The sequence below is a fragment of the Marinobacter xestospongiae genome, assembly GCF_023156385.1.
In the GTDB taxonomy this organism is placed as follows: Bacteria; Pseudomonadota; Gammaproteobacteria; order Pseudomonadales; family Oleiphilaceae; genus Marinobacter; species Marinobacter xestospongiae.
Genome location: NZ_JAKZAK010000031.1, coordinates 1 through 23,140 on the forward strand (window position 1 = coordinate 1; position 23,140 = coordinate 23,140).

Below are 23,140 nucleotides of genomic sequence, written 5' to 3' on the forward strand. Positions count from 1 at the left end.
GGGCAGCCTCTGGAAAGTCGCTGACCCCAATTACAACAAACCCCCGCTGCCATGGCGAGGGTTTGTCAGCAGTCTGAAACGCCCCAAAAGGGGCGTTTATTCAGATGTTTGCACTGTCTAGGGGCAATGATCTAACGGTGATGAAGTGGCTTCAGTGGGCCTCATCCCAGTTGTCGCCCACGCCGGCCTCCACCAGCAGTGGAACCCGCAGTTCTGCGGCGGCGGACATCCGTGCCACCAGGCCCTCACGAACCCGCTCCACCGCGTCTTCCCGGACTTCCAGAATCAGCTCATCGTGAACCTGCATGATCATCCGGGCATCGTCGGGGTGTTCGCTCAGCAGCCACTCTTCCACGGTGATCATGGCGCGTTTGATGATGTCGGCGGCGGTGCCCTGCATCGGCGCGTTGATCGCCGTGCGTTCCGCAGCCTGCTGCATCTGCTTGTTGCGGGCATTGATCTCCGGCAGGTAGAGGCGACGGCCAAACAGAGTCTCAACGTAGCCGTCGTCGTGGGCCTGTTTGCGGATGTCATCCATGTATCGCAGCACACCGGGGTAGCGCTCGAAGTAGCGGTCGATGTACTGCTGGGCGACCTTGCGCTCGACGTCCAGTTGTCGCGCCAGCCCGAAGGCGGACATGCCATAGATCAGGCCGAAGTTGATGGCCTTGGCGCTGCGACGCTGGTCGTCACTGACGTCCTCCAGTGACACCCCGAATACCTCGGCAGCGGTGGCCCGGTGAATGTCCTCGCCGTTGGCGAAGGCGGTCAGCAGGCCTTCGTCGCCCGACAGGTGGGCCATGATCCGCAGCTCGATCTGGGAATAATCCGCCGCCATCAGCTGGTAGCCTTCCGGCGCAATGAAGGCCTGACGGATGCGTCGTCCCTGGGCGGTGCGAATCGGAATGTTCTGCAGGTTGGGCTCGCTGGAAGACAGCCGTCCGGTGGCGGCCACCGCCTGATGATAGGAGGTGTGGACGCGGCCGCTGCGGGCACTGATCATGCCGGGCAGGCTGTCAGTGTAGGTGGACTTGAGCTTGCTCAGGCTGCGGTGTTCGAGAATCAGTCGGGGCAGGGCGTGCTCGTGGGCCAACTCCTGCAGCACCGGCTCGGCGGTGGACGGCGCGCCCTTGGGGGTTTTCTTGATCACCGGCAGGCCCATCTTGTCGTAGAAGATGGCCTGTAGCTGTTTCGGCGAACCCAGGTTGAACTCTTCGCCGGCTTCCTCGTAGGCTGCGGCCTGCAGCTCTTCCATTCGTGCTGCCAGCTCCTTGCTCTGGGTGGCCAGGCGTTCGGCGTCCACCAGGGCGCCACGCTGTTCCATCCGCGACAGCACCGGGACCAGGGGCAGTTCGATGGTGTTGTAGACCTCGGCGAGGCGGCCGAGACCATCCAGCTGGGGTCTCAGGGTCTGGTGCAGGCGCAGGGTGATGTCGGCATCTTCGGCGGCGTAGGGCGCGGCCTGTTCCAGATCGATCTGGTTGAAGGTGAGCTGCTTGGCGCCCTTGCCGGCGATGGTCTCGAATTTGATGGTGTCCAGTCCCAGGTACTTCCGGGCCAGGGAGTCCATGTCATGCCGGGACGCGACGGAGTTGAGCACGTAGGACTCCAGCATGGTGTCCTCGGCAATGCCTTCCAGGGTGATGCCGTGGTTGGCCAGCACGTTCTTGTCGTACTTCAGGTTCTGGCCGACCTTGTGATGGGACGGGTCTTCCAGCAGGGGCTTGAGCTTTGCCAGGGTCTGATCACGGTCGAGCTGCTCCGGTGCGCCCAGGTAGTCGTGGGCCAGCGGCACGTAGGCGGCTTCGCCGGGCTCGATCGCAAACGACACACCAACAATCTCGGCCTGGCTGTAGTTGAGGCTGGTGGTCTCGGTGTCAAAGGCAAACAGCGGCGCCCTGGCGAGCCTTTGCAGCCATTCATCCAGCTCCGCCTCGGTGGTGATGGTCTGGTAGTTGGTCTCGATCTCGGGGGTGGCCGGAGCGGGCTCCTCACTGGCCGTGTCCTGGCCTTCGAGTTCGGCAACCCAGGTTTTGAATTCGTATTCACGGAACAGCGACAGCAGGGTGTCCCGCTGCTCGTCGTCGTGTTTGAGCGCTTCCAGGCCGAAGTCCAGCTCCACGTCGGTCTTGATGGTGGCCAGTTCCCGGCTCAGGGGCAGCTGCTCCAGCGCGTCCCGCAGGTTCTCGCCGATCTTGCCCTTGACCTCATCGGCACGGGCCATCAACTGGTCCAGGTCGCCGTAGCTCTGCAGCCATTTGACCGCGGTTTTCGGTCCGCACTTGGTCACCCCGGGGATGTTGTCCACCGAGTCGCCCACCAGGGCGAGGTAGTCGATGATCCGCTCTGGGCCGACGCCGAACTTGTCGACCACGCCGTCCCGGTCCATGCGGGTGTCGGTCATGGTGTTGATCAGCGTGACGTGATCGCTGACCAGCTGGGCCATGTCCTTGTCGCCGGTACTGATGACCACATCAATGCCTTTGCTGGTGGCCTCGTGGGCGAGGGTGCCGATGACATCGTCCGCTTCCACGTCTGGCACGATCAGCAGTGGCAGGCCCATGGCCCGGATGATCTGGTGAATGGGCTCAATCTGGCTTGCCAGGTCTTCCGGCATCGGTGGCCGGTTGGCCTTGTACTCGGCGTAGAGGTCGTGACGGAAGGTCTTGCCCTTGGCATCAAACACCACCACCACTCGTGAGCCGGGAAAGTCCTGATCCAGACGCCGGATCATGCTGATCACCCCCTTGATGGCGCCGGTGGGCTGCCCCTTGCTGGTGGTCAGGGGCGGGAGGGCGTGAAACGCCCGGAACAGGTAGGAGGAACCATCAATGAGAACCACCGGGGGTGTCTGCTGCTGACTCATATCAACTCGTTTCCGGAATCTGTTGAAGCGTGTTTGGGCTTGTGCAATTCTGGGGCCTGGAGGCGCTGATGCCGGCAGGACCAGCCTTGTGGGGCATTCTATCGGTTGCCGTCACTCTAGGCGAACCCGTTGTCGGCGGCAATTCGGGTGCGCCAAGACTGTTCCATAATCTGATAAGGAGTCGACTGACTGTGAGCCTGTTGCAACGGTCCCTGTGTCAATCTCTGGTGTTGGCCGGTCTGCTCCTGCCATTGGCGGTCCAGGCGCAGCAGGCCGCTGACCTTCCGACAGATGTCGAGCCGTCGGGCGAGCCGGTGGTGGTGCCCGAGTACCAGCCCGAGCCCGGTGAGCCCCAGGTGGTGATTCGTGGTGGCGAAGATCAGGTGGTCTACGAGTACCGCGTCAACGGCGAAGTGGTGGAAATCAAGGTGGTGCCCAGTACCGGTCCGGCCTATTACCTGGTGCCAGCCGACGGTGGTGGTTGGGCGCGAACCTCGGAATCGGACACCCTGATTCCCAGTTGGGTCATCTTTCGCTGGTAAGCCGCGCAGCCTGATTGCCATAACCCGCCATTTTCCGGTCGTCCGCCCGCGGCGGCCACTTCCTTTCGGATTCCCGTTCCTGCTTACATTTGACCTGCCCGCATCGACCCCGAGGTCGCAGAGCTTTCCTTGGCATGCCGCTTTGACATGGCGCCAATTTCGTCGCCATTAGTATGAACATTCTAATTTTTGTCTCTAGTCTCGATGATGAATTGAAGCCCCGGTAGGGAAACGCCGGACGTTCAAGTCACGCAGGCAGCTGTACTTTGCCCGCCTCTCAGATGCCCGTTCCGGGCGTGGGCGCCGAAGTGTTGTAGCCGGTGCTGCAGGTGCAGAGTTTGTCTCAAAGGGCAGGGTTTGTCTCAAGCGAGCAGTGCCTTTCACGGGCATGGTTTCGAACAGGCATCGCCAACCAACGGCCGCGCACAATTGCCGGCCAAGCAATCTCACTGGCAAGCAATCTCAAAGGCAAGCAATCTTAAAGGAGAGTCACCATGGGTAAACTCAAGTCGTATCAGGAACAGCTTCAGGACATCGTCGCCAAGGGTATCAACACCGCTGAGGAGCAACAGAAAAAACTCTCCTCCAAGCCGTTCGAATACGCCGAGAAGCTGGAGTCGGAAGTCCGTGAATACAGCGTCAAGTCCCTGCGGGAGCGCTATGACGGTTACAGCGAATCGCTGTTTTCCCAGCTGCGGGATCTGAACACCCGTTTCGGCAGCTTCGCCGGTGATCTGGTCGCGCGTCTGGAGAAAGAAGCCGCGGAAAGCGCCGATGCGGTTGCTGAGGCAGCAGATGACGTTGCTGAGGAAGTGGAAGAAGCCGCCGAGGCCGCCAAAGACGCGATCAACGGTGCTGAGGAGAAGAAGGCTCCGGCGAAGAAGCCGGCTGCCCGCAAGGCCACAACTGCCAAAAAAGCGTCTACCACCGCCTGAGGCGGTCAGCCCTGAGCTGGCGGTTGTCGGTGGGGCAAGGTAAGACAAAGGCCATCCCCGGGGGTGGCCTTTTTGGTGGCGGGACGGTGGTGCTCAGGGCGCTCCGTTGCCGTCAGCGATAGGGGCGAGATCCGGTGTGATGGTGGCCTGCTCACCGGTGATGATTTCCAGGCGTTCGATGTCTTCTAGGTAGTGTTCGCGCATCCGTTCGATCTCGGCGTTCTGAACCGCAATCTCCCGTTCGATGCCCCGGATCTGATTCTGTAGCCGGGTGATCTTCTGCAGGGTGGATTCCGGAATGTCCCGTCCGGCCCGCTCCAGGTTGGCGGCCCGGCCCTGCTCTTCGTCGAGCTGGCTCACCAGCACGGAGATGTTGCCGCGTTTGAGCTGGGTCAGCCCGCGCATTTCCTGGATCTTGCGCTCCATTGCCCGGATCGCTTCGTCAGGATGGCTGAACCGCTTCAGCAGCGCCAGGTCCGCCTGCCGTTGCAGTTCTGCCTGCCGCTGTCGCTCTTCTTCGGCGGCTCGGGCGGCGAGTTCTTCGGCGGTGGGTTCCGGGTCGATGACTTCAACCACCCGGCCCTGGCTGTTGAGGATTTCGTAGCCGCGGCGGGATGCCTGCTGGGGCACGGTGTTGCTGATCACCGTGCGGCCATTCTCATCCTTGTAGCGGTACATGCGGGCATCGGCGGCGGTCGCCGCGAACAGCAGCGAGGCTGCCAGGACAGTGCTGAAGAGTCGTTGGATACGATTCATGGCGTGTCGACGCGGCTTCCTTTTCAGGCTGGGCTGGTGTGTGTTCAGCATATCAGACTGTCAGCGGGCTGCCAGGATTACACGGCTGTACTCAGATGCCGTAGCTCTGCCGGTAGTCGGCAACCTTGCGGGCATGCTCCTCAAAGCCTGGTTGAGACTGGGCGTAGCTGAGCACCTGCTCCAGCTGGATGATGCTGACCACCGGGATGTTGAACTGCTGCTCCACCTCCTGAATGGCGGAGAGCTCACCGGTGCCGCGTTCCTGGCGATCAAGCGCGATCAACACTCCGGCAGGTTCGGCGCCGGCCGCCTTGATTAGCTCAATGGATTCGCGAATGGCGGTGCCGGCGGTGATGACATCATCGACGATCAGTACCTTGCCCTTGAGCGGAGCGCCAACGATGTTGCCGCCTTCGCCGTGATCCTTCTTCTCTTTGCGATTGAAGGCAAACGGCCGGCTGTCGCCGTCGCTGGCCAGAGCCATGGCGGTGGCGGCCGCCAACGGTATGCCCTTATAGGCGGGGCCGAAAATGATGTCATAATTCAGCTCACTACGCTGCAGCGCGGCGGCGTAGGCACGACTGAGCTGAAGCAGGTCGTCTCCGGTATTGAACAGACCCGCATTGAAAAAGTAGGGGCTGATCCGGCCTGACTTGAGGGTAAATTCACCAAAACGCAGTACGTTTCGGTTGATAGCAAACTCTATGAAATCGCGCTGGTAGTCGTGCATGGCAAGGCTTCTGGCTTTTAAAAGCATTTAAAACCGGTATCATACACACAAACCGAATCAGGGAACACGTATGCGGGTAGTATCAATCAGCGTCAATGGCCTCGAACAGGCCGTTGAAAAAGGCTTCTTCGACTGGTTGTTGAAGCAGGGCGCCGATGTGGTCTGTGTGCAGGACCACCGTATGCGCGCCTACGAGATTGAAGACCGTAACCTGATTCCCGAAGGCTACGAGGCCTACTTCATCGATGGTGAGCGGAACGAGGACGGCGGTGTTGGCATCTACACCCGCCATTTCCCCAAGGCCATCATGTACGGTTTCGCCAACGAACAGGCGGACCGGGAAGGTCGCTTTATCCAGGCTGACTTCGATAAGGTCAGTGTGGCCTGTGTGCTGGCGCCATCCGCCCTGGGTAAGGAAGACGAACCCATCGGTGAGGATGACCTGACAGCGCTGGACCACAAAGACGCCTTTATGGACGCCTTCGGTCTGCACATGCAGAAAACCCTTCGCAAGCGCCGGCAATTCATCTTCTGCGCCAATCTGCAGACCGCCCACCACGTCACCGATGCCAGCTCCCGTTATCACCAGCTGGATGTGTCCGGCTTTCTGCCTCACGAGCGTGCCTGGCTGGACCGGCTGTTCGATGAGATGGGCTGCATAGATGCTTTCCGCGAGATCAACAAGCAGAGCAACCAGTTTACCTGCTGGCCCGAATGGGCCGAAGGCTGGCGCCGCAATGCAGGCATCCGTATCGACTATCAGCTGCTGACGCCGGGGATTCGCAAGACCATCCTTGATGGCTGGATCGACAACGACACCCGCTTCTCCGATCACGCGCCCGTCATCATGGACTACGACATCGAGATCGGATTCTGATCCCGATGTGATCGTCCTTGCCCGTGGCCAGCCGAGGCTGCTCGCGGGTGCCGCCGCTTCCATGCGGCGGCGTGTTTCCGTTTCTGTCTCAGTCTTCCAGTGCCGCTTTCTGCAGCGCGAACACCTTCTCGATGCCCTGTCGGGCCATTACCAGCATGCTGTCCAGTTCGTCCTGGGCAAACGGTGCACCTTCGGCCGTGCCCTGAATCTCGATGAAGCCGCCCTGGTCGGTCATGATGACGTTCATGTCGGTTTCGGCGGAGGAGTCTTCCGGGTAGTCGAGGTCGGTCACCGGGGTGCCCTGGTAGATGCCGACGGAGAGAGCGGCCACCATCTGCTTCAGCGGCGAGGTTTTCAGTCGGCCTTCCTTCACCAGGTGGTTCAGGGCGTCGACCAGGGCAACGCAGCCGCCGGTGATGGCAGCGGTGCGGGTGCCGCCGTCCGCCTGGATGACGTCACAATCGATGGTGATGGTGTGCTCGCCCAGGGCCTTGAGGTCCACCGCTGCCCGCAGTGAGCGGCCAATCAGGCGCTGGATCTCAACCGTGCGGCCTCCCTGCTTGCCGCGGGCGGCTTCCCGGCCCATGCGGCTGCCGGTGGAGCGGGGCAGCATGCCGTATTCGGCGGTAATCCAGCCCTGACCCTCGCCCCGCAGGAACGGTGGTACCTTGTTCTCCACCGAGGCGGTGCAGATCACTTTGGTGTCGCCAAATTCCACCAGCACTGAGCCCTCGGCGTGACGGGTGTAGTGACGGGTGATTCGGATATCTCTCGGTTGTTCCGGCGTTCTTCCGCTGGGTCGCATAGTGATCCTGGGTCCTGCTTGAGGCCGGCTGACGAGCCGGCCGGAATGAATGAAGTGACCCACCAGTATAACATGGCGACAGGGGGCGGCGGCCAGGCTCGCCGGGAACCGTCGGCCCCTGCTACACTCGGCTTCGGAGAGTGCAGCCCCTCCCTTTGCCGGGGTTGCCCAAGCCAGACTCGGAGCCGCCATGATCAGAAGTATGACCGCCTTTTCCCGCCAGGACGCCCAGGGTGACTGGGGCTCACTGACCTGTGAGATCCGCGCCGTTAACCATCGCTATCTGGAGCCCGGATTCCGGCTGCCGGATACCCTGCGGGAGCTGGAAAACCGGTTCCGTGAGCAGCTGCGTACCCGCCTGAAACGGGGCAAGGTGGAAGTGGGCATGCGCCTGCATCTGGCTGACAGCACCAGCCAGGAGCTGGTAATCAACCATGATCTTGCCGCCAGCGTTAACGAGGCTGCCAATCAGATCAATCGCATCCTGGACAATCCCGCCCACATCAATGCCCTGGATATTCTGCGCTGGCCCGGTGTGATGCAGGCCGCTGAACAGGATCTGGAGCCGGTCAAGGCCGAAGCGCTGGCGCTGTTTGAGCGGGCGGTGGCGGAGCTGATCGAGGCCCGTGAGCGGGAAGGTGAGCGGTTGCGGCCGCTGTTTGAGGACCGCCTGCAGCAGATGGCTGTCCGGGTCAGCGAGGTTCGTGAGCTGATGCCGGAACTGCTGGCCCAGCAGGAACAGAGCCTGAGGGAGCGATTCCAGAAGGCGAGCGTGGAGCTGGAGCCCGATCGGGTCAGTCAGGAAATGGTGATGCTGGCGCAGAAATCGGACGTGGCGGAAGAGCTTGATCGTCTTGAGGCGCACATCGACGAAGTCACCGACACCCTGGCCGGCGATGGCGCCGTTGGCCGGCGCCTGGACTTCCTGATGCAGGAGCTCAATCGTGAGGCCAATACCCTCAGCAGCAAATCGTTCGATGCCCGGGTGACCCGCGCGGCGGTGGATCTGAAGGTGCTGATCGAGCAGATGCGCGAGCAGGTGCAGAACCTGGAGTAGAGCGGCGGATGCGGCTCCGCGACGGAGCCCCTATAATGGCCGACTTTTCTCACACAACCGCGGAGTCCACCAGCCGATGAGCGAGCAGCAACAAGGCACCCTGTACGTCATATCTGCACCGTCCGGAGCGGGCAAGACCAGCCTGGTGGCGCAGATGCTCGAACGTGATCCGGTGTTGGGGGTATCGATCTCCCATACCACCCGGCCAATGCGCTCGGGTGAGCAGGATGGCGTCAACTACCACTTCGTGGGGCGCGAACAGTTCGAGGCGATGATCGAGCGGGATGAGTTCCTGGAGCACGCCGATGTGTTTGGCAACTACTACGGCACCTCCCAGCGCTGGGTGGCGGACACCCTGGCCCAGGGCCGTGACGTGATCCTTGAGATCGACTGGCAGGGCGCGGTGCAGGTACGGCGGCTGATGCCGGACTGTGTTGGTATCTTCATCCTGCCGCCGTCGCCGGAAGTGCTGCGGCAGCGGCTTACCGGGCGCGGCACCGACGCGGCTGAGGTGGTGGAGCGACGCCTGCGGGAGGCAGCGGAGGAGTGCCGTCATGCCCAGGAGTTTGATTACCTGGTGGTGAATGATGACTTTGAGGTGGCGCTGTCGGACCTGCTCGCCATCGTGCGTGGCCAGCGCCTGCGGGTGGCCGCTCAGGAAGCTCGCCATGCCGGTTTGCTTGCCAGCTTGACGGCGAGACCGTAGGGGATAGTCCGGTTCATCGCACTGTATACAAAATGAACCAGTGGCGGTAGACTACGCGGTCTGCCGAAATGCGTGCCTTACAGGCACTGTTACCAAAAGAATTGCCGGGGAGTGTTATGGCTCGAGTTACCGTTGAAGATTGCCTGGATCACGTAGATAACCGCTTCCAACTGGTCATGGTGGCCAGCAAGCGTGCTCGCCAGATTGCCACCAAGGGCCACGAGCCGATGGTGCCGGAAGAGAATGACAAGCCGACGGTTCTGGCCCTGCGCGAGATTGCCGAAGGCAAAGTCAGCCCCGAGCTGCTCACCGAAGAAGAAGACGATTAAGAATCGTCGCCCCCTGCTGAATGGGGCATTGAAATTCGTCCTGACGGTTTTATAGTGTCAAGTAGGGGGCTTGCCCCCAACCGTTGATGGACCTCGAAAACCCGGATGGTCACATCCGGGTTTTTTGTCCAATGCCATGTCGAAGAGTTGGAGGGGCGGTGTCAGCAGAGCAGACGGTGGAAGGTCTTGCCAGGGAACTGAGCAGTTACCTGGACAGCAGTCGCGTCAATCAGGTGCGACGGGCGTATTATTACGCCGAACAGGCTCACGAAGGCCAGAAACGCCGCAGTGGTGAGCCCTACGTTACCCACCCGTTGGCGGTTGCCAGCATCCTCGCCGATCTCCGGCTGGACCATCAGAGTCTGATGGCGGCCATGCTCCATGATGTGATTGAAGACACCGGTATCCCCAAGGAAGCACTGTCCGACCAGTTCGGAGAGTCGGTGGCGGACCTGGTGGACGGCGTCAGCAAGCTGACCCAGATCGAGTTCCGCTCCCGCGCCGAGGCCCAAGCCGAGAACTTCCAGAAGATGACCCTGGCGATGGCCCGGGACATCCGCGTTATCCTGGTCAAACTCGCCGACCGCCTGCACAACATGCGTACCCTGGGCCCGCTGCCCTTTGCCAAGCGCCAGCGCATCGCCACCGAAACCCTCGATATCTACGCCCCCATTGCCAATCGCCTGGGCATGCATTCGATCTGCACCGAGCTGGAAGACCTGGGTTTCTCCTCGCTCTATCCGATGCGCTCCCGTTACATCTCCAAGGCGGTGGCCAAGCTGCGGGGCAGCCACCAGGAAATCATCCAGGAGATCCGTGGTCGACTGGAGGAGAAACTGGCGGAGCGTGGTCTGCCCGGCCGCATCATGGGGCGGGAGAAGCACCTGAACAGCATCTACAACAAGATGAAGTTCAAGCAGAAGTCGTTCCACGAGATCATGGACGTCTATGCCTTCCGCATCATTACCGACACCGAAGACGACTGCTATCGCATCCTGGGGGCGGTCCACAGCCTCTACAAACCATTGCCGGGGCGTTTCAAGGACTACATCGCCATGCCCAAGGCCAATGGCTACCAGTCCCTGCACACCACGTTGTTTGGCATGCATGTGAACATTGAGATCCAGATCCGGACCGAGGAAATGGAGCACATTGCCAACAACGGGATTGCCGCCCACTGGATGTACAAGAACGACCAGTCCAACATCATCAGCGTAAACCAGAAGCGGGTGGACCGCTGGGTCAAGGGACTGATGGAGATGCGGGAACGGGCGGACGATTCGCTGGAGTTTATCGAACACGTCAAGGTGGATCTGTTCCCCGACGAGATCTACGTGTTCACCCCCAAAGGCAAGATCATGGAGCTGCCCAGTGGCGCCACGCCCATCGACTTTGCCTACGCCATCCATACCGATATCGGCAACGCCAGTGTGGCCTGTCGGATCAACCGCAACCTGGCGTCCCTGAGCCAGCCGCTGCAAAGCGGGCAGACCGTGGAAATCATCACCGCGCCAGGGGCCCGGCCAAACCCGGCCTGGCTTGGTTTTGTCGTCACCGGCAAAGCCCGCAGCAGCATCCGCCATGTGCTCAAGCACCAGAAGCGCACCGAATCCCTGGAGCTGGGCAAAACCCTGTTGAAAAAATCCCTCAACGGCTTTGGCCAGAAGCTGGGGGACATCAAGGACGCCCAGATAGAGGCGGTGGTGCGCCATAACCAGGTGCAGAGCTTTGATGACCTGCTCAGTGAGATCGGCCTCGGCAACCGCATGGCCTATCTGGTGGCTCGCCAGCTGGTCAGCGGCGCTGGCAGCGACAGTCAGGACACCGGCGCGGACCTGGAGCAGAGCGGTGATGGCTATCGCCGGGCCCCGGTCACCATTCGCGGTACTGAGGGCTTGCTGGTGCGCTTCGCCCAGTGCTGCAAACCCATCCCCGGTGACCCGGTGGTGGGGGTGATGGATTCCGGCAATGGCATGCTGATTCACTCTGATACCTGCGAGCGCTTGCCGGAAAGCGACGAAGCCCGCTCACGCCTGACCCATCTGAAGTGGGCCAAGGACATCACCGATGAGTTCTCGGTGGAGCTGCGGGTTGAGCTGGAGCGTCAGCGCGGTGTCATTGCCGAGGTGGCCAGCGCGGTGGCCAAGGCCGATGGCAACATTGAGCGCATCAACGTGGAAGAGCAGAATGCCCGTCTGGGCATCGTCAGCCTGGTGGTTCACGTCAATGGCCGTCGCCACCTGGCACGGGTGATGCGTCGAATCCGCAATATCCGGGCCGTTACCCACATCAGCCGGATTCGCCACTGACGCCGCCACCGTGGCCCCTTGTGGCGGTCCATGGTCGATCTTGACAGACTCGCTCCGAAGGGGCGAGGATGTTCGTTTTAGTGAAAAGGACCCTAGGTCATGACCAACAAATCGGTAATCCAGACAGAAAGTGCACCCCAGGCTATTGGTACCTACTCCCAGGCAGTAAAAGCCGGTGATACCGTGTACCTGTCAGGCCAGATTCCGCTGGTGCCGGAAACCATGGAAGTGGTGGCCGGGGATTTCGCCGCCAAGACCCGCCAGGTGTTCGAGAACCTGAAGGCCGTGTGTGAAGCGGCCGGTGGCAGTCTGCAGGACATCGTCAAGCTCAACATCTACATGACCGACCTGAGTAACTTCGCCACCGTTAACGAAGTGATGGCGACCTACTTCCAGGAGCCGTACCCGGCCCGTGCCGCCATCGGTGTGGCTGCCCTGCCCAAGGGCGTGCCGGTGGAAATGGACGCGGTGATGGTCCTGAGCTGAGCATGACTCATGGCCCTGGCCCTTCCGCCAGGGCCGGTGAATTCCCTTCTAACCGGCGTCGTCCGGCTTCTCCTGCGCAATCATCTCACCGTAACCCACCCGAAAATTGGGGTATTGAAACCGGAACCCGGTGGCCAGCAGCCGTTGGTTGCGACAGCGTTTACTTCCGGCCCGGCCGCCTGTGCGGGCATCATCGCCGGGAGTGCGACAGGGCGCCTGGTCCTGAACCCAGCGCACCACTTCATCCAGTCGCACCGGCTCACAGTCACTGACCAGGTAGGTCGGGGCGACATCATTGCCGCTGAGCGCCAGCTCCAGCAGGTGTACTACCGCCCGGGCAGCGTCCTCTTCATGAATGCGGTTGCTGTAGGGGCCGGGTGAGCGTGGGTTCATACCGCCGTCCTGCACCGCGGTGAGAAAGCGGCGCCGGCTGGGGCCGTAGATGCCGCTCAGGCGTACTACCGTGGCCGGAATGCGGCTGTCGCGGGCCCGCTGCTCACCCTCGAGAATGCACTGGCCGCTGAAGCGCGCCGGCTCGGTGGCGCTGTCCTCGTCGACCCAGTTGTCGTCGTCCTGGTGGTACACGCTGGTGCTGCTGATGAAGATCAGGCGTTGGGGGCGTTGGCCATCGAGCGCGTCCAACAGGTTGTTGAGGCCGGTCACGTAGGCGTCCCGATAGCCCTGGTCGCTGTACTGGCTGGGGGTCAGGCAGTAGATCACCGCATCCAGGTCTGACGGCAGAACCTGCCGCAGCTGTGTCGGCTGCAGCAGATCGACGGCCACCGGCTCGACTCCGGCAGGTACCTTGTTGGCTTGACGGCGCAGCCCGAAGACGGTGGCGTCCCGGGCAAGCAACGTGGCGATACGACCGCCGAGGGCGCCACAACCGGCGACCAGGATACGGGGCTGGGAAGCTGTTTCTTCGATTGCCATAATCAATATCTATCCTTATGCTTGATCCAGAGAGCCTATGGATGATCCAGGCCGCCGAACCCTATTCTGATTGACCGGAGCGCACCATGACCCTCACCGAGTTGCGATACGTCGTTACCCTGGCCCGGGAAAAACATTTTGGCCGGGCGGCGGAGCGATGTCACGTCAGCCAGCCCACCTTGAGTGTCGCGGTGAAGAAGCTGGAAGAGGAGCTCGGCGTTCCCCTGTTTGAGCGCAGCAAGAGCAGCATCCGGGTCACCGAGTCCGGCGAGCGGATCATTGAGCAGGCCCAGCGGGTGCTGGATCAGGTGGGGGTGATCCGCGACATGGCCCAGGACGGCAAGAACCAGCTCAATTCGCCGCTCAAGGTCGGAGCCATTTACACCATCGGTCCCTACCTGTTTCCCCATCTGTTGCCAGAGCTGCGTCGTGCGGCGCCGCAGATGCCGTTGTACATCGAAGAGGACTATACCGCCAACCTGCGCCAGAAACTGCGGCACTCGGAGTTGGACGCCATCATCGTGGCATTGCCATTCGATGAGCCGGAGGTGGTCACGCTGCCGTTGTACGACGAGCCGTTCGTGGTGCTGTTGCCGGCTGGGCACCCCCTGGCGGACGAAACGGAGCTGACAGCCGAACAGCTGTCGCGGGAGCAGTTGTTGCTGCTGGGACCGGGACACTGCTTCCGGGACCAGGTGCTGGAGTCCTGCCCGCCACTGGTGGAAACCGTCACCAATCGCCCCCAGAGTGCCACACCGGCACTGGTGACCGAGGGCAGCTCGCTGGAAACCATCCGTCACATGGTGGCGTCGGGATTGGGCATCACCGTATTGCCGTTGTCTGCCGCCACGGCCATGCAGTACCGGGAGGACATCCTGGTGGTGCGTCCGTTCGTGGCACCGGTGCCCTACCGCACCGTGGCGCTGGCCTGGCGGGTGACCTTCCCGCGACCCAAAGCCATTGATGTGCTGCGGCTGGCCGCGGGGCAGTGCCGGGTGATGGAGAAGGCCCGGGACGAGACGCCGGCAGCGCCACTGAGCGCCTGAGGGTGATATGACCTCGCTGGAAGACCTGCCTGTCACAACCCTCAAGGGCGTCGGCGCAGCGCTGGCGGGCAAGCTTGCCAAACTGGGCATCCACAGCCTGCAGGACATGGTGTTCCACCTGCCGCACCGGTATGAGGATCGCACCCGGGTGCTGCCGATCGGCAGCCTGCGCATCGGTGATGTGGGTGTGGTGGAAGGGGAGGTCGCCAAGGCCGATCTGGTGATGGGGCGACGACGCAGCCTGCAGGTGACGCTGCGGGACGATTCCGGCTTCCTGGTGATGCGTTTCTTCCACTTCAACGCCGCCCAGAAAGCGCAACTGGCTGCCGGCACCCGGGTGCGCTGTTTTGGCGAGGTCCGTGCCGGCCGTGCCGGATTTGAGTTCTACCACCCCGAATACGAGATCAATCCTGCCCCCATGGCGCCTGAGGAAGACGCCTCGCTGACGCCAGTCTATCCTTTGACCGATGGTATCCAGCAGCCCCGGGTGCGGGCGCTGTGCCGCCAGGCCCTGGCCTATCTCCAGCGCTACCCGATCCGGGAACTGCTGCCGGAGGCCGTGCTCGCCGACTACCAGTTACCGGACATTACCCGGGCGGTGATGCTGGTGCATGCACCGCCGGCGGACGCCGATGTGCCCCAGCTGCTGGCGGGCAAACACCCGGCCCAGCAGCGGCTGGTGATGGAGGAGTTGCTGGCCCATCAGCTCAGTCTGCTGCAGGTGCGGGAACAGATCCAGCAGCGGCAGTCGTTGCCGCTGTTGCCCCAGGGCGATCTGGTGCAGCGGTTTGTCGATGAACTGCCGTTTGAACTTACCCGTGCCCAGCGTCATGTCGTTGGCGACATCCGTCAGGACCTGAGCCAACCGCTGCCCATGTTGCGGTTGGTGCAGGGGGACGTTGGCTCGGGCAAGACCGTGGTGGCAGCGCTGGCGGCACTGCAGGCGATTGCCGCCGGTGGTCAGGTGGCGCTGATGGCGCCGACGGAAATCCTCGCCGAGCAGCACTACAATAGCTTTCAGCAATGGCTGGAACCACTGGGGCTGTCACTGGCGTGGGTCTCCGGCAAGGTCAAGGGCAAGGCGCGCCAGCGGGTGCTGGAGGCGCTCGCCAGCGGCGATGCCCAGATCGCCATTGGCACTCATGCGCTGTTCCAGAACGATGTGGCGTTCCAGCGTCTGGCACTAGTGATTGTGGACGAGCAGCACCGCTTTGGCGTTCACCAGCGCCTGGCCCTGCGGGATAAAGGGGTGGCCGGTGAGTTGGCACCGCACCAGTTGATCATGACCGCAACCCCGATTCCCCGGACCCTGGCGATGAGCGCCTACGCCGATCTGGACACGTCGGTGATCGATGAGCTGCCACCAGGCCGTAAACCCATCGACACCATCGTGATCCCCGACAGCCGCCGGGAAGACGTGATTGAGCGGGTGCGCAGTGCCTGTCGGGACGGCCGCCAGGCGTACTGGGTCTGCACCCTGATCGAAGAGTCCGAGGCGCTGCAGTGTCAGGCCGCCGAGGCGACGGCGGAAGACCTGCAGGCGCGACTGGCGGACCTGAAAGTGGGGCTGGTGCATGGTCGCTTGAAAGCGGCGGAGAAGGCCGAGATGATGGCGGCCTTCAAAGCCGGTGACCTAGACCTGCTGGTGGCCACCACCGTGATCGAGGTAGGGGTGGACGTTCCCAACGCATCACTGATCATCATAGAGAATCCGGAGCGCCTGGGGCTGGCCCAGCTGCACCAGTTGCGGGGCCGGGTGGGGCGTGGCCATGAGGCCAGCTTCTGTGTACTGCTGTACCACCCGCCACTGTCGACGAACGGCAAGGCCCGCCTGCAGGTGTTGCGGGACAGCCAGGACGGCTTTGTCATTGCCGAGAAAGACCTGGAAATCCGCGGTCCGGGGGAGGTCCTGGGAACCCGGCAGACCGGGCTGATGCAGTTCCGGCTGGCGGAATTTGAGCGTGACAAAGGCTGGATCGAACCGATCCGCGAACTGGCGCCCGGCCTGATGGCGGATCGGGCCCGGGTGACGGCGCTGATTCGCCGTTGGCTCGGAGAGCGTATACGCTACGGAGACGTATAATCAGCTATCAGGGGTGCCGACGTGGACGGCAACGCAACCGGCCTGGATGCCCCTGACGGAACCAAAGCAACGTGGCTGGCGGTTAGTGTCCCGCCAGCACTGGAAACAGGGGAATACCATGGAATTACCCGTCGTTGTCCGTCAGGCCCTGGGGGACACCGCCAACAGCGTGGAGCTGCGTGATGCCACCAGCGCCAGTGCAGCGGACACCCTGCTGCGGATGGTGCTGCTGAGTGATGATCAGGGCAAGTTGCAGGTCATCTGTCGGCGTCAGGACATGATCGACATCGCCGCCCTCAACAGTCGCCTGCAGCGGTCGCTGCGGTTGCTGTCGGGCACTGAACTGGGTCGGCTGCGTGAGCGTACCGGGCTGCGGGAACTGCCAGCGCTGCCGTCACTGACCGGTTATCCCACGGTGGTGGACGAGGCCGTGGATACCCTCTCGGTGGTGGGGCTGGAGTTGCCCGAGCAGGGAGGCACCATTGTGCTCAGCGATGGCGATTTCCGCGAGCTGACGGCTGGCGCCCAGCGTTTGGGGTTTGCGGTCGATCCTGACACCATCAGTGTTAACCTGGACCGGCCCGAGGAAGACCAGGCTCAACTTCACACCGCCATCAAGCGTTTCACCGGCCTGCGTATCCAGCAGCGCCTCGATGACACCCTGGAACTGCCACCGCTGCCGGAGACCGCGCAGCGCATTATTCACCTGCGGGTAAATCCCAACGCCATGATGGGCGACCTGGTGGACATTGTTGAAAGCGATCCCAGCCTGGCGGCGCAAGTGGTGAGCTGGGCGTCGTCGTCCTTCTACGCCGCTGCCGGCCAGGTACGCTCGGTTCACGATGCGGTGTCGCGGGTACTGGGATTCGATCTGGTAATGAACCTGGCGGTGGGGCTCTCCCTGGGGCGGGCCCTGGATCAGCCCAAACTCAAGCCTGAGGGCCAGGTCGATTACTGGCAACAGGCGATCTGGCAGGCCCAGTCCGCCGGGGTCCTGGCCAGCATGATGCCGCGAGGGCAGCGACCGGTGTTTGGGCTGGCGTATCTGTCCGGACTGCTGCACAACTTCGGTTATCTGGTGCTGGCCCATGTGTTCCCGCCCCATTTCCAGAAGCTGTGCCGGTTTCTGGAAGTGAATGGTCACATCGACTCTTCACTGATCGAGCATTACCTGCTGGGGGTCACCCGGGAGCAGATCGGCACCCAGCTGATGACCAACTGGGGCATGCCGGATGAAGTCACCCAGGCGATCCGGCAGCAGAAGAACCCCGACTTCCAGGGTGAGTATGACGTTTACCCGCGATTGCTGTGGCTGGGGCGTCAGCTACTGATCCAGCGGGGTATCGCCCTGGGTGCGGCGGAGACGGTGGATCGCGCCCACTTTCTGGCCCTGGGGCTGGATCAGGCTGAGGTGGAGGCCCAATTTGATGATCTGGTGGGTAACAAGGATGCGGTGATGGCCATCGCCGGCATGATGCAGGGCCACTGAGCGCCCGGGATGGAAAAAAGCCGGCCCCAAGAGGCCGGCAAGCTCACCCGCTTGTTGCAGATCACTCACGGTATCGTCGCATTCGATCAATCAAAGGAGATAGCAATACAGCGCCTGGGCATGGCAAACCCAAGAGGCCCCGCCGATGTGAAGCCGGGCCTGTCTTTTAATCTAGCCAAAAAAAGCTGCTGTGGGAGCGGGCGTCGGGTGAGACCGGGTTCAGGACCGGAGCGGGCTGTGCCGGGCGCTGACAAAGCCGCTGATTTACAACGCGAATTAAGCGGCCCGGCCTAATTGGTGCGGTTACAAACTGTTACAAAATGCCGGTCAAAACGTGTGCTGACGCAGCGCGGTGGCGGCCCGGCGGATGGCGTCGGCGTGCTGCTGCTCCACCGCAAAGCGTTCCTTGTCCATCTTGCGCACAAACTTCCGATCGGTGTCCTGGCGTGCCTGGTGCGTCGGCATATGGCTGATCTGGTCGTGCACCTCCTGAAACACCTGGTACGGCGGTTGGGTCAGCAGCTCCGGCGCCACCAGCTCCAGCAGTCCCTTGATCCGCAGGCACGCTTCCGAGTATTCCACCTGATCCTGCTCAATGGCCATGGCCAGCACCTGCAGGCTGTCGACAATGCTCTCCCGGCGCTGGGCATGGAAAGCCGCCTGGCTGCGTTCCCGAGCCCGAGCCCGGCGCAGGATACGCCACTGGCGAACGATAAACAGCACTAGCAGGACGCTGGCGATCAGACCGGCGACAATCAGACTCCACTGCAGCCATGCTGGCATGGTGTACAACTCCTGGGACGACCCGCGCCAGGGGGCGCGGTGGGTGATTGGTTCATGGTTCGCCGCACCGGTGAACCGTGACGGTCTGGCCGTTCAGTACCGAGGTGCCGCTGAGCGGGTCCACCTGGTCGTCGCCCAGCACGTCATTGATGCTGCAGCCGGCGTGGGCGGCGGCGACCGACTGACCGGAACCGGGCCGGTGATGTCCCCAGCCGTGGGGAATGGACACCACGCCGGGCATCAGATCTTCGGTGATTTCCACCGGAATCACAACCTCCCCGGCGCGGCCGCGAACCCGGGCCGGCTGCCCCGGTTCCAGGCCAAGATCGGCCGCATCCCCGGGATGAATCTGCAGGGTACAGCGATCTTTACCCTTGACCAGGCGGTGGCTGTTGTGGAGCCAGGAGTTGTTGCTGCGCAGATGGCGTCGACCGATCAGTTGCAGACCCTCCCCCGGCTGGTCCCGGAGTCGGTCGTGCAGTCGCTCCAGATCTTTCAGATAGCGGCGGGGGGCGAGATTGATGCAGCCATCCCGGGTGAACAGCCGCTCAGGCAGGCTCGGTTGCAGTGGTCCCAGATCCACCCCGGAGGGGGCCTGTTGCAGGCTCGACAGTGACAGCCCCTTGGGCAGGGCCTGCCAGCGCCGGTTCAGCGGGCTCAATTCAGCCAGAGTGTGTAGCGGGTGGCGCTCGGGCAGCAGATCCAGCACCAGGTCGGTCAGCGGCTGACCCAGTGAGCGCAGGGGGCCGCCGCCGTGGCCATAGGGGCCGCTGCGCAGCAGCAGGTCGAGGATGGGGTCGGGACCAAGCTGCTTGAAGGCACGCCAGCCCAGTTCCTGGCGCCACCCCAGACGCCCGTCGTGTCGTCGCTGTTCCAGTCGGTGGGCCAGTTCCAGCAGTATCTGCCAGTCATGGCGGCTGTTGGCGTCAGCCTCGAACAGGGGCGGGCTGAACTTGCTGGTGTTGCGCACCGACAACAGGTTGAAGATCAGATCGTAATGACTGCGTTCCAGCGCCGAGGTCGGCGGCAGGATGACGTCGGCATGGCGGTTGGTTTCGTTGATGTAGTAATCCACAGATACCATGAAATCCAGGCCCGCCAGCGCCTGTTCCAGGCGTTGGCCATTGGGGCTCGACAGCACCGGGTTGCCCGCCAGGCAGACAAAGCCCCGGATCTGGCCATCACCGGGCGTCAGCATCTCCTCGGCCATGGTGCTGGCGGGAAACTCGCCGCCAAACTCCGGTAATCCCTGCACCCGACTGTGGCGTCGGCCAATGTGACCGGCCTGGCCCGCCATGGCGCCGAGCCCCACCAGATCCACCGCGGGCTGGGTAAACATCACCCCGCCGGGCACGTCGAGCTTGCCGGTCAGGATGTTGAGGACGTGAATCAGCCAGGTGGCGACGCCGCCGTGTGCCTGGGTGCTGGTCCCCATGCGGCCGTAGAGAGCCGCCCTGGGGGTGGTCGCCAGCTGCCGGGCAAGCGCACGGATGTCGGCTGCGGCGATGCCGGTGTGAGCGTCGACCTGCTCCGGCGCGAAGGGCAGGGCGGCCAGCTCCACCAGATCCCGATCCTTGAGCCAGGGCTCGATGTGCCCGGGGTTGACCAGGCCCTCGTCAAACAGGGTGTGCACCATCGCCATCAACATCAGGGCATCGCTGCCGGGACGGATGAAGTGGAAACGGTCGGCCACCGCCGCAGTCTCGGTACGGCGCGGATCGATCACCACCAGCTCGCCACCCCGGCCCTGCAGGGCCTTGATGCGATGGCGGAAGCCCGGCACCGACATCAGGCTGCCGTTGGAGGCCATCGGGTTGGCTCCCAGGCAGATCAGCAGGTCGGTGCGGTCGATGTCGGGGATCGGAAACAGCAGCTGGTGACCGAACAGCTCCAGATTCGCCAGCATATGGGGCAACTGATCATTGGAGGTAGCGGAGAAGCGGTTGCGGGTGCCCAGCGCCTTGAGAAATGGCAGGTTGGCCACCAGAGCGCCGTGGTTGTGGACGTTGGGATTGCCCAGATAGGCGCCAACGGCATCGCGGCCATGAGCCTGCCGCACCCGGTCGAGCTGCTCCGCGACCAGGTCCAGGGCCTCATCCCAGGCCAGTGGCTGCCAGCCGTCGGCAGTTCGCCGCACCGGCTGGCGCAGCCGTTCGGGGTCGTTGTGGAGGTCTTGCAGGGCGACCGCCTTGGGGCAGATGTAGCCGCGGCTCAGCGGGTCCTGGGGGTCGCCCTGGATGCTGTCGATCTGGCCCTCACGGACCGTGATGGTGATGCCGCACATGGCTTCGCACAGGTGGCAGGTGCGGTGGTGGGTTCCGGTGTCCAAGTTGCTCTCCCTCTGGTTGCGCCCGGTTTGTTATTGGCAGGGCGTCAGAGAGCAGGTTAGCAGCATTCGCTGCGCTTGGAACCTCCCGCAGGGCCAGCCCGACCAGCGCTTGCTAAGGTGCCGGTCGGGCTGCCGTCTCAGGCGCCGGGGAAGGCGGTCCAGCCGTCGAGCCAGGAGGTTCGCGACAGCGGGTTGAGAGCTCCCTGGAACACGGCGGATTCGTCAAAGAACTCGCTCTGGGGCGGTTTCACCGCCTGCATCTGACGCATCTGGACCCGGGTCTCGAAGCTGGGCGCATACAGGTCGCGGGCGGTACTGTGGAGGGCGCCGTCCATGCGGATGGCGTTGTTGAAGGCCGGGTTGCGCAGCCAGTCGTTTTCGCTGAAGCCGAAATCGTCATCGCTGTCACCGGACTCGTCCGGCCCGCGACCGAGACGACCGGTATTGGCCAGCAGGTTGTGGCTGAAGGTGAGGGTTTCGGCGCTGGTGAGCGACAGCACTTCATCCCGGGTGTCCACCGCCTCAATGGCGTAGCTGTCGATGATCATATTGTGAAAATGACCGCCACTGCCTTCCCGCAGCACCATGCCGCGATGCTGCTTCTCGGACTGGCCGGCTCCCACCAGGGTAACGTTGTAGAAGGTGGGCTCGGAGCGGGGGCGGGCACTGTGGTTGTTGCCGTTGTTGTCCCCCTCAAAGGCGTTGTCGCCGACGTCCGGGTGCTGCTGGATCACCGCGAACTGGACCCGGCCGGTCCAGCCCCAGTCCCAGTCGATGCTGTCATCGCCGGCGCCGGAAATCACGATGTTCTTCAGATCCACGGTGCCGCCGAACATTTCGATGCCGTCGTCCAGGGCGCGGTGTACCTGAACGTTGCGGATGATGGTGCCGCTGCCGCAACCGCCCAGGGTGAGGCCGTTGAGCTCGTTGTCCTTGTAGACCTCGAAGCCGGCGTACTCAATGCGGGTGTACTCCACCAGGCCGCAGCTGCCGTTGGCATTGGTACCACCGAACTGACCGCGGCGGTCGCCTTCCGGTACCCCTTCAATGGAGGCGTTGGGCTGGTTGACGGGCGCGTCGCCGAGCAGGACCACGCCGCCCCAGTCGCCCCGGTGGCGCTTGCCTTCCGGTTGGCTGCTGGTGAACACGACGGGGGCTTCGGCCTGGCCGCGGGCGTACAGCCGGCTGTCCCGGGTCACGATCAGCGCGGAGCCGTTCTCGCCTTCAATGGTGACCCCGGGTTCGATGGTGAGGTTGGCACCATCGACAAACACGATCTTCTCGAGGATGTAGCGATTACCGCTTTCCCACACGGTGTTTTCGACGATGTTGTCACTGACCCGGATGGCGCGGTTTTCAAACGCTGTGAAGCCGGCGATGGCGGCCACCGCCACGCCGACCACCGGGATCAGGGTGGTGGAGCGGCGGCGGAGCCAGCTGCGATTGCTGTCCTGGTCCGTGTCACGATCGCCCTGTCCCAGTGCCGATGGGTTGCTGCGCGCCATCAGCGGCTCGCCATGGTCGGCGGCCTGGACCTCCCGCGCCAGTGCCTGCATCTCAGGCCCGCCGTGGCTCTCGACCCGTCGCAGTACATCGGCGCGGTAACCCGGCTCCCGCAGCAGTGAGTTGAGGTGGACAAACTCCACTCCCGGACAGGCGCCCTTGTCGATTCGGCGCTTCAGTTGCCACAGTTTCTCCACCAGCATTGAGGGTTGACCTGACATAACGACTACTCCCCTGTATCAGTAAGGGAGTGTTTTACCGATGGTTTATGAAGATCGTGTGAATGTGTGACGATTTTCTCATTCTGGCCGTCACCGGCCGTACAAAAGTCATCTGACTGCAATGTTGGTGTAGTCCAATGGCGCCGCCGAACTCACAGAGTCTTTGCTCTGATCTCGGGCGGCTTTGGCAGCCTCAGGTGTCACTATCGCACTCCAAAACCGGAAACCTTCCGGAAGTCGTCAGCCGTTACGAACGTGTTCGACCAGAGCGGTCTCCATTTGAGAAGTTGCCGTCAGTCACTATGGCCAGTAGGCTGCGAGAGTAGGGCGTTTTCAAACGTGTTCCGGGCGCACT

Annotated in this window: 19 protein-coding genes; 11 read left to right on the forward strand and 8 right to left on the reverse strand. The window is 62.8% G+C overall.

Annotated features, from left to right (window positions below; all coding sequences use genetic code 11):
* Positions 1-151: 151 nt before the first annotated feature.
* On the reverse strand, positions 152-2,866 hold the full coding sequence (gene polA / locus MLD24_RS18855) for a DNA polymerase I (RefSeq protein ID WP_248168640.1): 2,715 nt from the start codon (positions 2,864-2,866) through the stop codon (positions 152-154).
* 191 nt (positions 2,867-3,057) lie between these two features.
* Between polA and MLD24_RS18860 the strand changes: the two genes are divergently transcribed.
* Entirely contained in the window at positions 3,058-3,408 is a 351-nt protein-coding gene (locus MLD24_RS18860) for a DUF2782 domain-containing protein (protein WP_416381874.1), read from the forward strand.
* Between the two features lie 494 nt (positions 3,409-3,902).
* The gene (locus tag MLD24_RS18865) at positions 3,903-4,343 is read left to right on the forward strand and encodes a hypothetical protein (RefSeq protein WP_248168641.1); all 441 of its coding nucleotides are present in this window, start codon (positions 3,903-3,905) and stop codon (positions 4,341-4,343) included.
* A gap of 93 nt (positions 4,344-4,436) precedes the next feature.
* Here MLD24_RS18865 and MLD24_RS18870 read toward each other — a convergent pair whose 3' ends face one another.
* Together MLD24_RS18870 and pyrE are read right to left on the reverse strand one after the other, a co-directional pair.
* A complete protein-coding gene (locus MLD24_RS18870) occupies positions 4,437-5,099 on the reverse strand; it encodes a DUF4124 domain-containing protein (RefSeq protein ID WP_248168642.1) in 663 nt (220 codons plus the stop codon).
* Between the two features lie 91 nt (positions 5,100-5,190).
* Positions 5,191-5,829, reverse strand: coding sequence for an orotate phosphoribosyltransferase (gene pyrE, locus MLD24_RS18875; RefSeq protein ID WP_248168643.1), 639 nt, complete (start codon positions 5,827-5,829; stop codon positions 5,191-5,193).
* A 70-nt stretch (positions 5,830-5,899) separates the two neighbouring features.
* Between pyrE and MLD24_RS18880 the strand changes: the two genes are divergently transcribed.
* On the forward strand, positions 5,900-6,706 hold the full coding sequence (locus tag MLD24_RS18880) for an exodeoxyribonuclease III (protein ID WP_227172601.1): 807 nt from the start codon (positions 5,900-5,902) through the stop codon (positions 6,704-6,706).
* Positions 6,707-6,794: 88 nt separating this feature from the next.
* On the opposite strand, the gene rph is transcribed toward MLD24_RS18880, so the two are convergent.
* A complete protein-coding gene (gene rph / locus MLD24_RS18885) occupies positions 6,795-7,511 on the reverse strand; it encodes a ribonuclease PH (protein WP_227172600.1) in 717 nt (238 codons plus the stop codon).
* A gap of 190 nt (positions 7,512-7,701) precedes the next feature.
* On the opposite strand from rph, the gene MLD24_RS18890 reads away from it, so the two are divergent.
* From MLD24_RS18890 to MLD24_RS18910, 5 genes are all read left to right on the forward strand, one after another.
* Positions 7,702-8,568 (forward strand): YicC/YloC family endoribonuclease, encoded by an 867-nt coding sequence (locus MLD24_RS18890; RefSeq protein WP_248168644.1) that lies wholly within the window; start codon positions 7,702-7,704, stop codon positions 8,566-8,568.
* A 76-nt stretch (positions 8,569-8,644) separates the two neighbouring features.
* Complete coding sequence (gene gmk / locus MLD24_RS18895) at positions 8,645-9,274, forward strand: guanylate kinase (RefSeq protein WP_227172598.1); 630 nt, start codon at positions 8,645-8,647, stop codon at positions 9,272-9,274.
* Positions 9,275-9,390: 116 nt separating this feature from the next.
* Positions 9,391-9,603 carry a DNA-directed RNA polymerase subunit omega gene (gene rpoZ / locus MLD24_RS18900; protein WP_227172597.1) on the forward strand — a complete coding sequence of 71 codons (213 nt, stop codon included), beginning with the start codon at positions 9,391-9,393 and terminating at the stop codon, positions 9,601-9,603.
* Between the two features lie 131 nt (positions 9,604-9,734).
* Positions 9,735-11,912, forward strand: coding sequence for a RelA/SpoT family protein (locus MLD24_RS18905; protein WP_248168645.1), 2,178 nt, complete (start codon positions 9,735-9,737; stop codon positions 11,910-11,912).
* A 99-nt stretch (positions 11,913-12,011) separates the two neighbouring features.
* Complete coding sequence (locus tag MLD24_RS18910; RefSeq protein WP_227172595.1) at positions 12,012-12,398, forward strand: RidA family protein; 387 nt, start codon at positions 12,012-12,014, stop codon at positions 12,396-12,398.
* A 48-nt stretch (positions 12,399-12,446) separates the two neighbouring features.
* Here the strand turns inward: MLD24_RS18910 and MLD24_RS18915 are convergent, their stop codons facing one another.
* Positions 12,447-13,331, reverse strand: a complete 885-nt coding sequence (locus MLD24_RS18915) for an NAD-dependent epimerase/dehydratase family protein (RefSeq protein WP_248168646.1) — start codon at positions 13,329-13,331, stop codon at positions 12,447-12,449.
* 86 nt (positions 13,332-13,417) lie between these two features.
* Between MLD24_RS18915 and MLD24_RS18920 the strand changes: the two genes are divergently transcribed.
* The 3 genes from MLD24_RS18920 (at position 13,418) to MLD24_RS18930 (ending at position 17,949) form a co-directional block, all read left to right on the forward strand.
* On the forward strand, positions 13,418-14,377 hold the full coding sequence (locus tag MLD24_RS18920) for a hydrogen peroxide-inducible genes activator (RefSeq protein ID WP_248168647.1): 960 nt from the start codon (positions 13,418-13,420) through the stop codon (positions 14,375-14,377).
* A 7-nt stretch (positions 14,378-14,384) separates the two neighbouring features.
* Positions 14,385-16,460 carry an ATP-dependent DNA helicase RecG gene (gene recG, locus MLD24_RS18925; RefSeq protein ID WP_248168648.1) on the forward strand — a complete coding sequence of 692 codons (2,076 nt, stop codon included), beginning with the start codon at positions 14,385-14,387 and terminating at the stop codon, positions 16,458-16,460.
* 118 nt (positions 16,461-16,578) lie between these two features.
* The gene (locus MLD24_RS18930; protein WP_248168649.1) at positions 16,579-17,949 is read left to right on the forward strand and encodes an HDOD domain-containing protein; all 1,371 of its coding nucleotides are present in this window, start codon (positions 16,579-16,581) and stop codon (positions 17,947-17,949) included.
* 327 nt (positions 17,950-18,276) lie between these two features.
* On the opposite strand, the gene MLD24_RS18935 is transcribed toward MLD24_RS18930, so the two are convergent.
* From MLD24_RS18935 to MLD24_RS18945, 3 genes are all read right to left on the reverse strand, one after another.
* On the reverse strand, positions 18,277-18,732 hold the full coding sequence (locus MLD24_RS18935) for a DUF2489 domain-containing protein (protein WP_248168650.1): 456 nt from the start codon (positions 18,730-18,732) through the stop codon (positions 18,277-18,279).
* A gap of 52 nt (positions 18,733-18,784) precedes the next feature.
* Positions 18,785-21,061 (reverse strand): molybdopterin oxidoreductase family protein, encoded by a 2,277-nt coding sequence (locus MLD24_RS18940; RefSeq protein WP_248168651.1) that lies wholly within the window; start codon positions 21,059-21,061, stop codon positions 18,785-18,787.
* A 137-nt stretch (positions 21,062-21,198) separates the two neighbouring features.
* Positions 21,199-22,785: a hypothetical protein gene (locus MLD24_RS18945; RefSeq protein WP_248168652.1), complete on the reverse strand. Its 1,587-nt coding sequence runs from the start codon at positions 22,783-22,785 to the stop codon at positions 21,199-21,201.
* Positions 22,786-23,140 lie beyond the last annotated feature (355 nt).

Excerpts from the sequence above, each read along its gene's own strand:
- recG (WP_248168648.1), top strand. The coding sequence starts at position 14,385 with ATGACCTCGCTGGAAGACCTGCCTGTCACAACCCTCAAGGGCGTCGGC.
- rpoZ (WP_227172597.1), top strand. The coding sequence starts at position 9,391 with ATGGCTCGAGTTACCGTTGAAGATTGCCTGGATCACGTAGATAACCGC.
- gmk (WP_227172598.1), top strand. The coding sequence starts at position 8,645 with ATGAGCGAGCAGCAACAAGGCACCCTGTACGTCATATCTGCACCGTCC.
- MLD24_RS18880 (WP_227172601.1), top strand. The coding sequence starts at position 5,900 with ATGCGGGTAGTATCAATCAGCGTCAATGGCCTCGAACAGGCCGTTGAA.
- MLD24_RS18920 (WP_248168647.1), top strand. The coding sequence starts at position 13,418 with ATGACCCTCACCGAGTTGCGATACGTCGTTACCCTGGCCCGGGAAAAA.
- MLD24_RS18915 (WP_248168646.1), bottom strand. The coding sequence starts at position 13,331 with ATGGCAATCGAAGAAACAGCTTCCCAGCCCCGTATCCTGGTCGCCGGT.
- MLD24_RS18935 (WP_248168650.1), bottom strand. The coding sequence starts at position 18,732 with ATGCCAGCATGGCTGCAGTGGAGTCTGATTGTCGCCGGTCTGATCGCC.
- MLD24_RS18945 (WP_248168652.1), bottom strand. The coding sequence starts at position 22,785 with ATGTCAGGTCAACCCTCAATGCTGGTGGAGAAACTGTGGCAACTGAAG.
- MLD24_RS18870 (WP_248168642.1), bottom strand. The coding sequence starts at position 5,099 with ATGAATCGTATCCAACGACTCTTCAGCACTGTCCTGGCAGCCTCGCTG.
- MLD24_RS18905 (WP_248168645.1), top strand. The coding sequence starts at position 9,735 with ATGCCATGTCGAAGAGTTGGAGGGGCGGTGTCAGCAGAGCAGACGGTG.
- rph (WP_227172600.1), bottom strand. The coding sequence starts at position 7,511 with ATGCGACCCAGCGGAAGAACGCCGGAACAACCGAGAGATATCCGAATC.
- pyrE (WP_248168643.1), bottom strand. The coding sequence starts at position 5,829 with ATGCACGACTACCAGCGCGATTTCATAGAGTTTGCTATCAACCGAAAC.
- MLD24_RS18890 (WP_248168644.1), top strand. The coding sequence starts at position 7,702 with ATGATCAGAAGTATGACCGCCTTTTCCCGCCAGGACGCCCAGGGTGAC.
- polA (WP_248168640.1), bottom strand. The coding sequence starts at position 2,866 with ATGAGTCAGCAGCAGACACCCCCGGTGGTTCTCATTGATGGTTCCTCC.
- MLD24_RS18910 (WP_227172595.1), top strand. The coding sequence starts at position 12,012 with ATGACCAACAAATCGGTAATCCAGACAGAAAGTGCACCCCAGGCTATT.
- MLD24_RS18930 (WP_248168649.1), top strand. The coding sequence starts at position 16,579 with ATGGAATTACCCGTCGTTGTCCGTCAGGCCCTGGGGGACACCGCCAAC.
- MLD24_RS18865 (WP_248168641.1), top strand. The coding sequence starts at position 3,903 with ATGGGTAAACTCAAGTCGTATCAGGAACAGCTTCAGGACATCGTCGCC.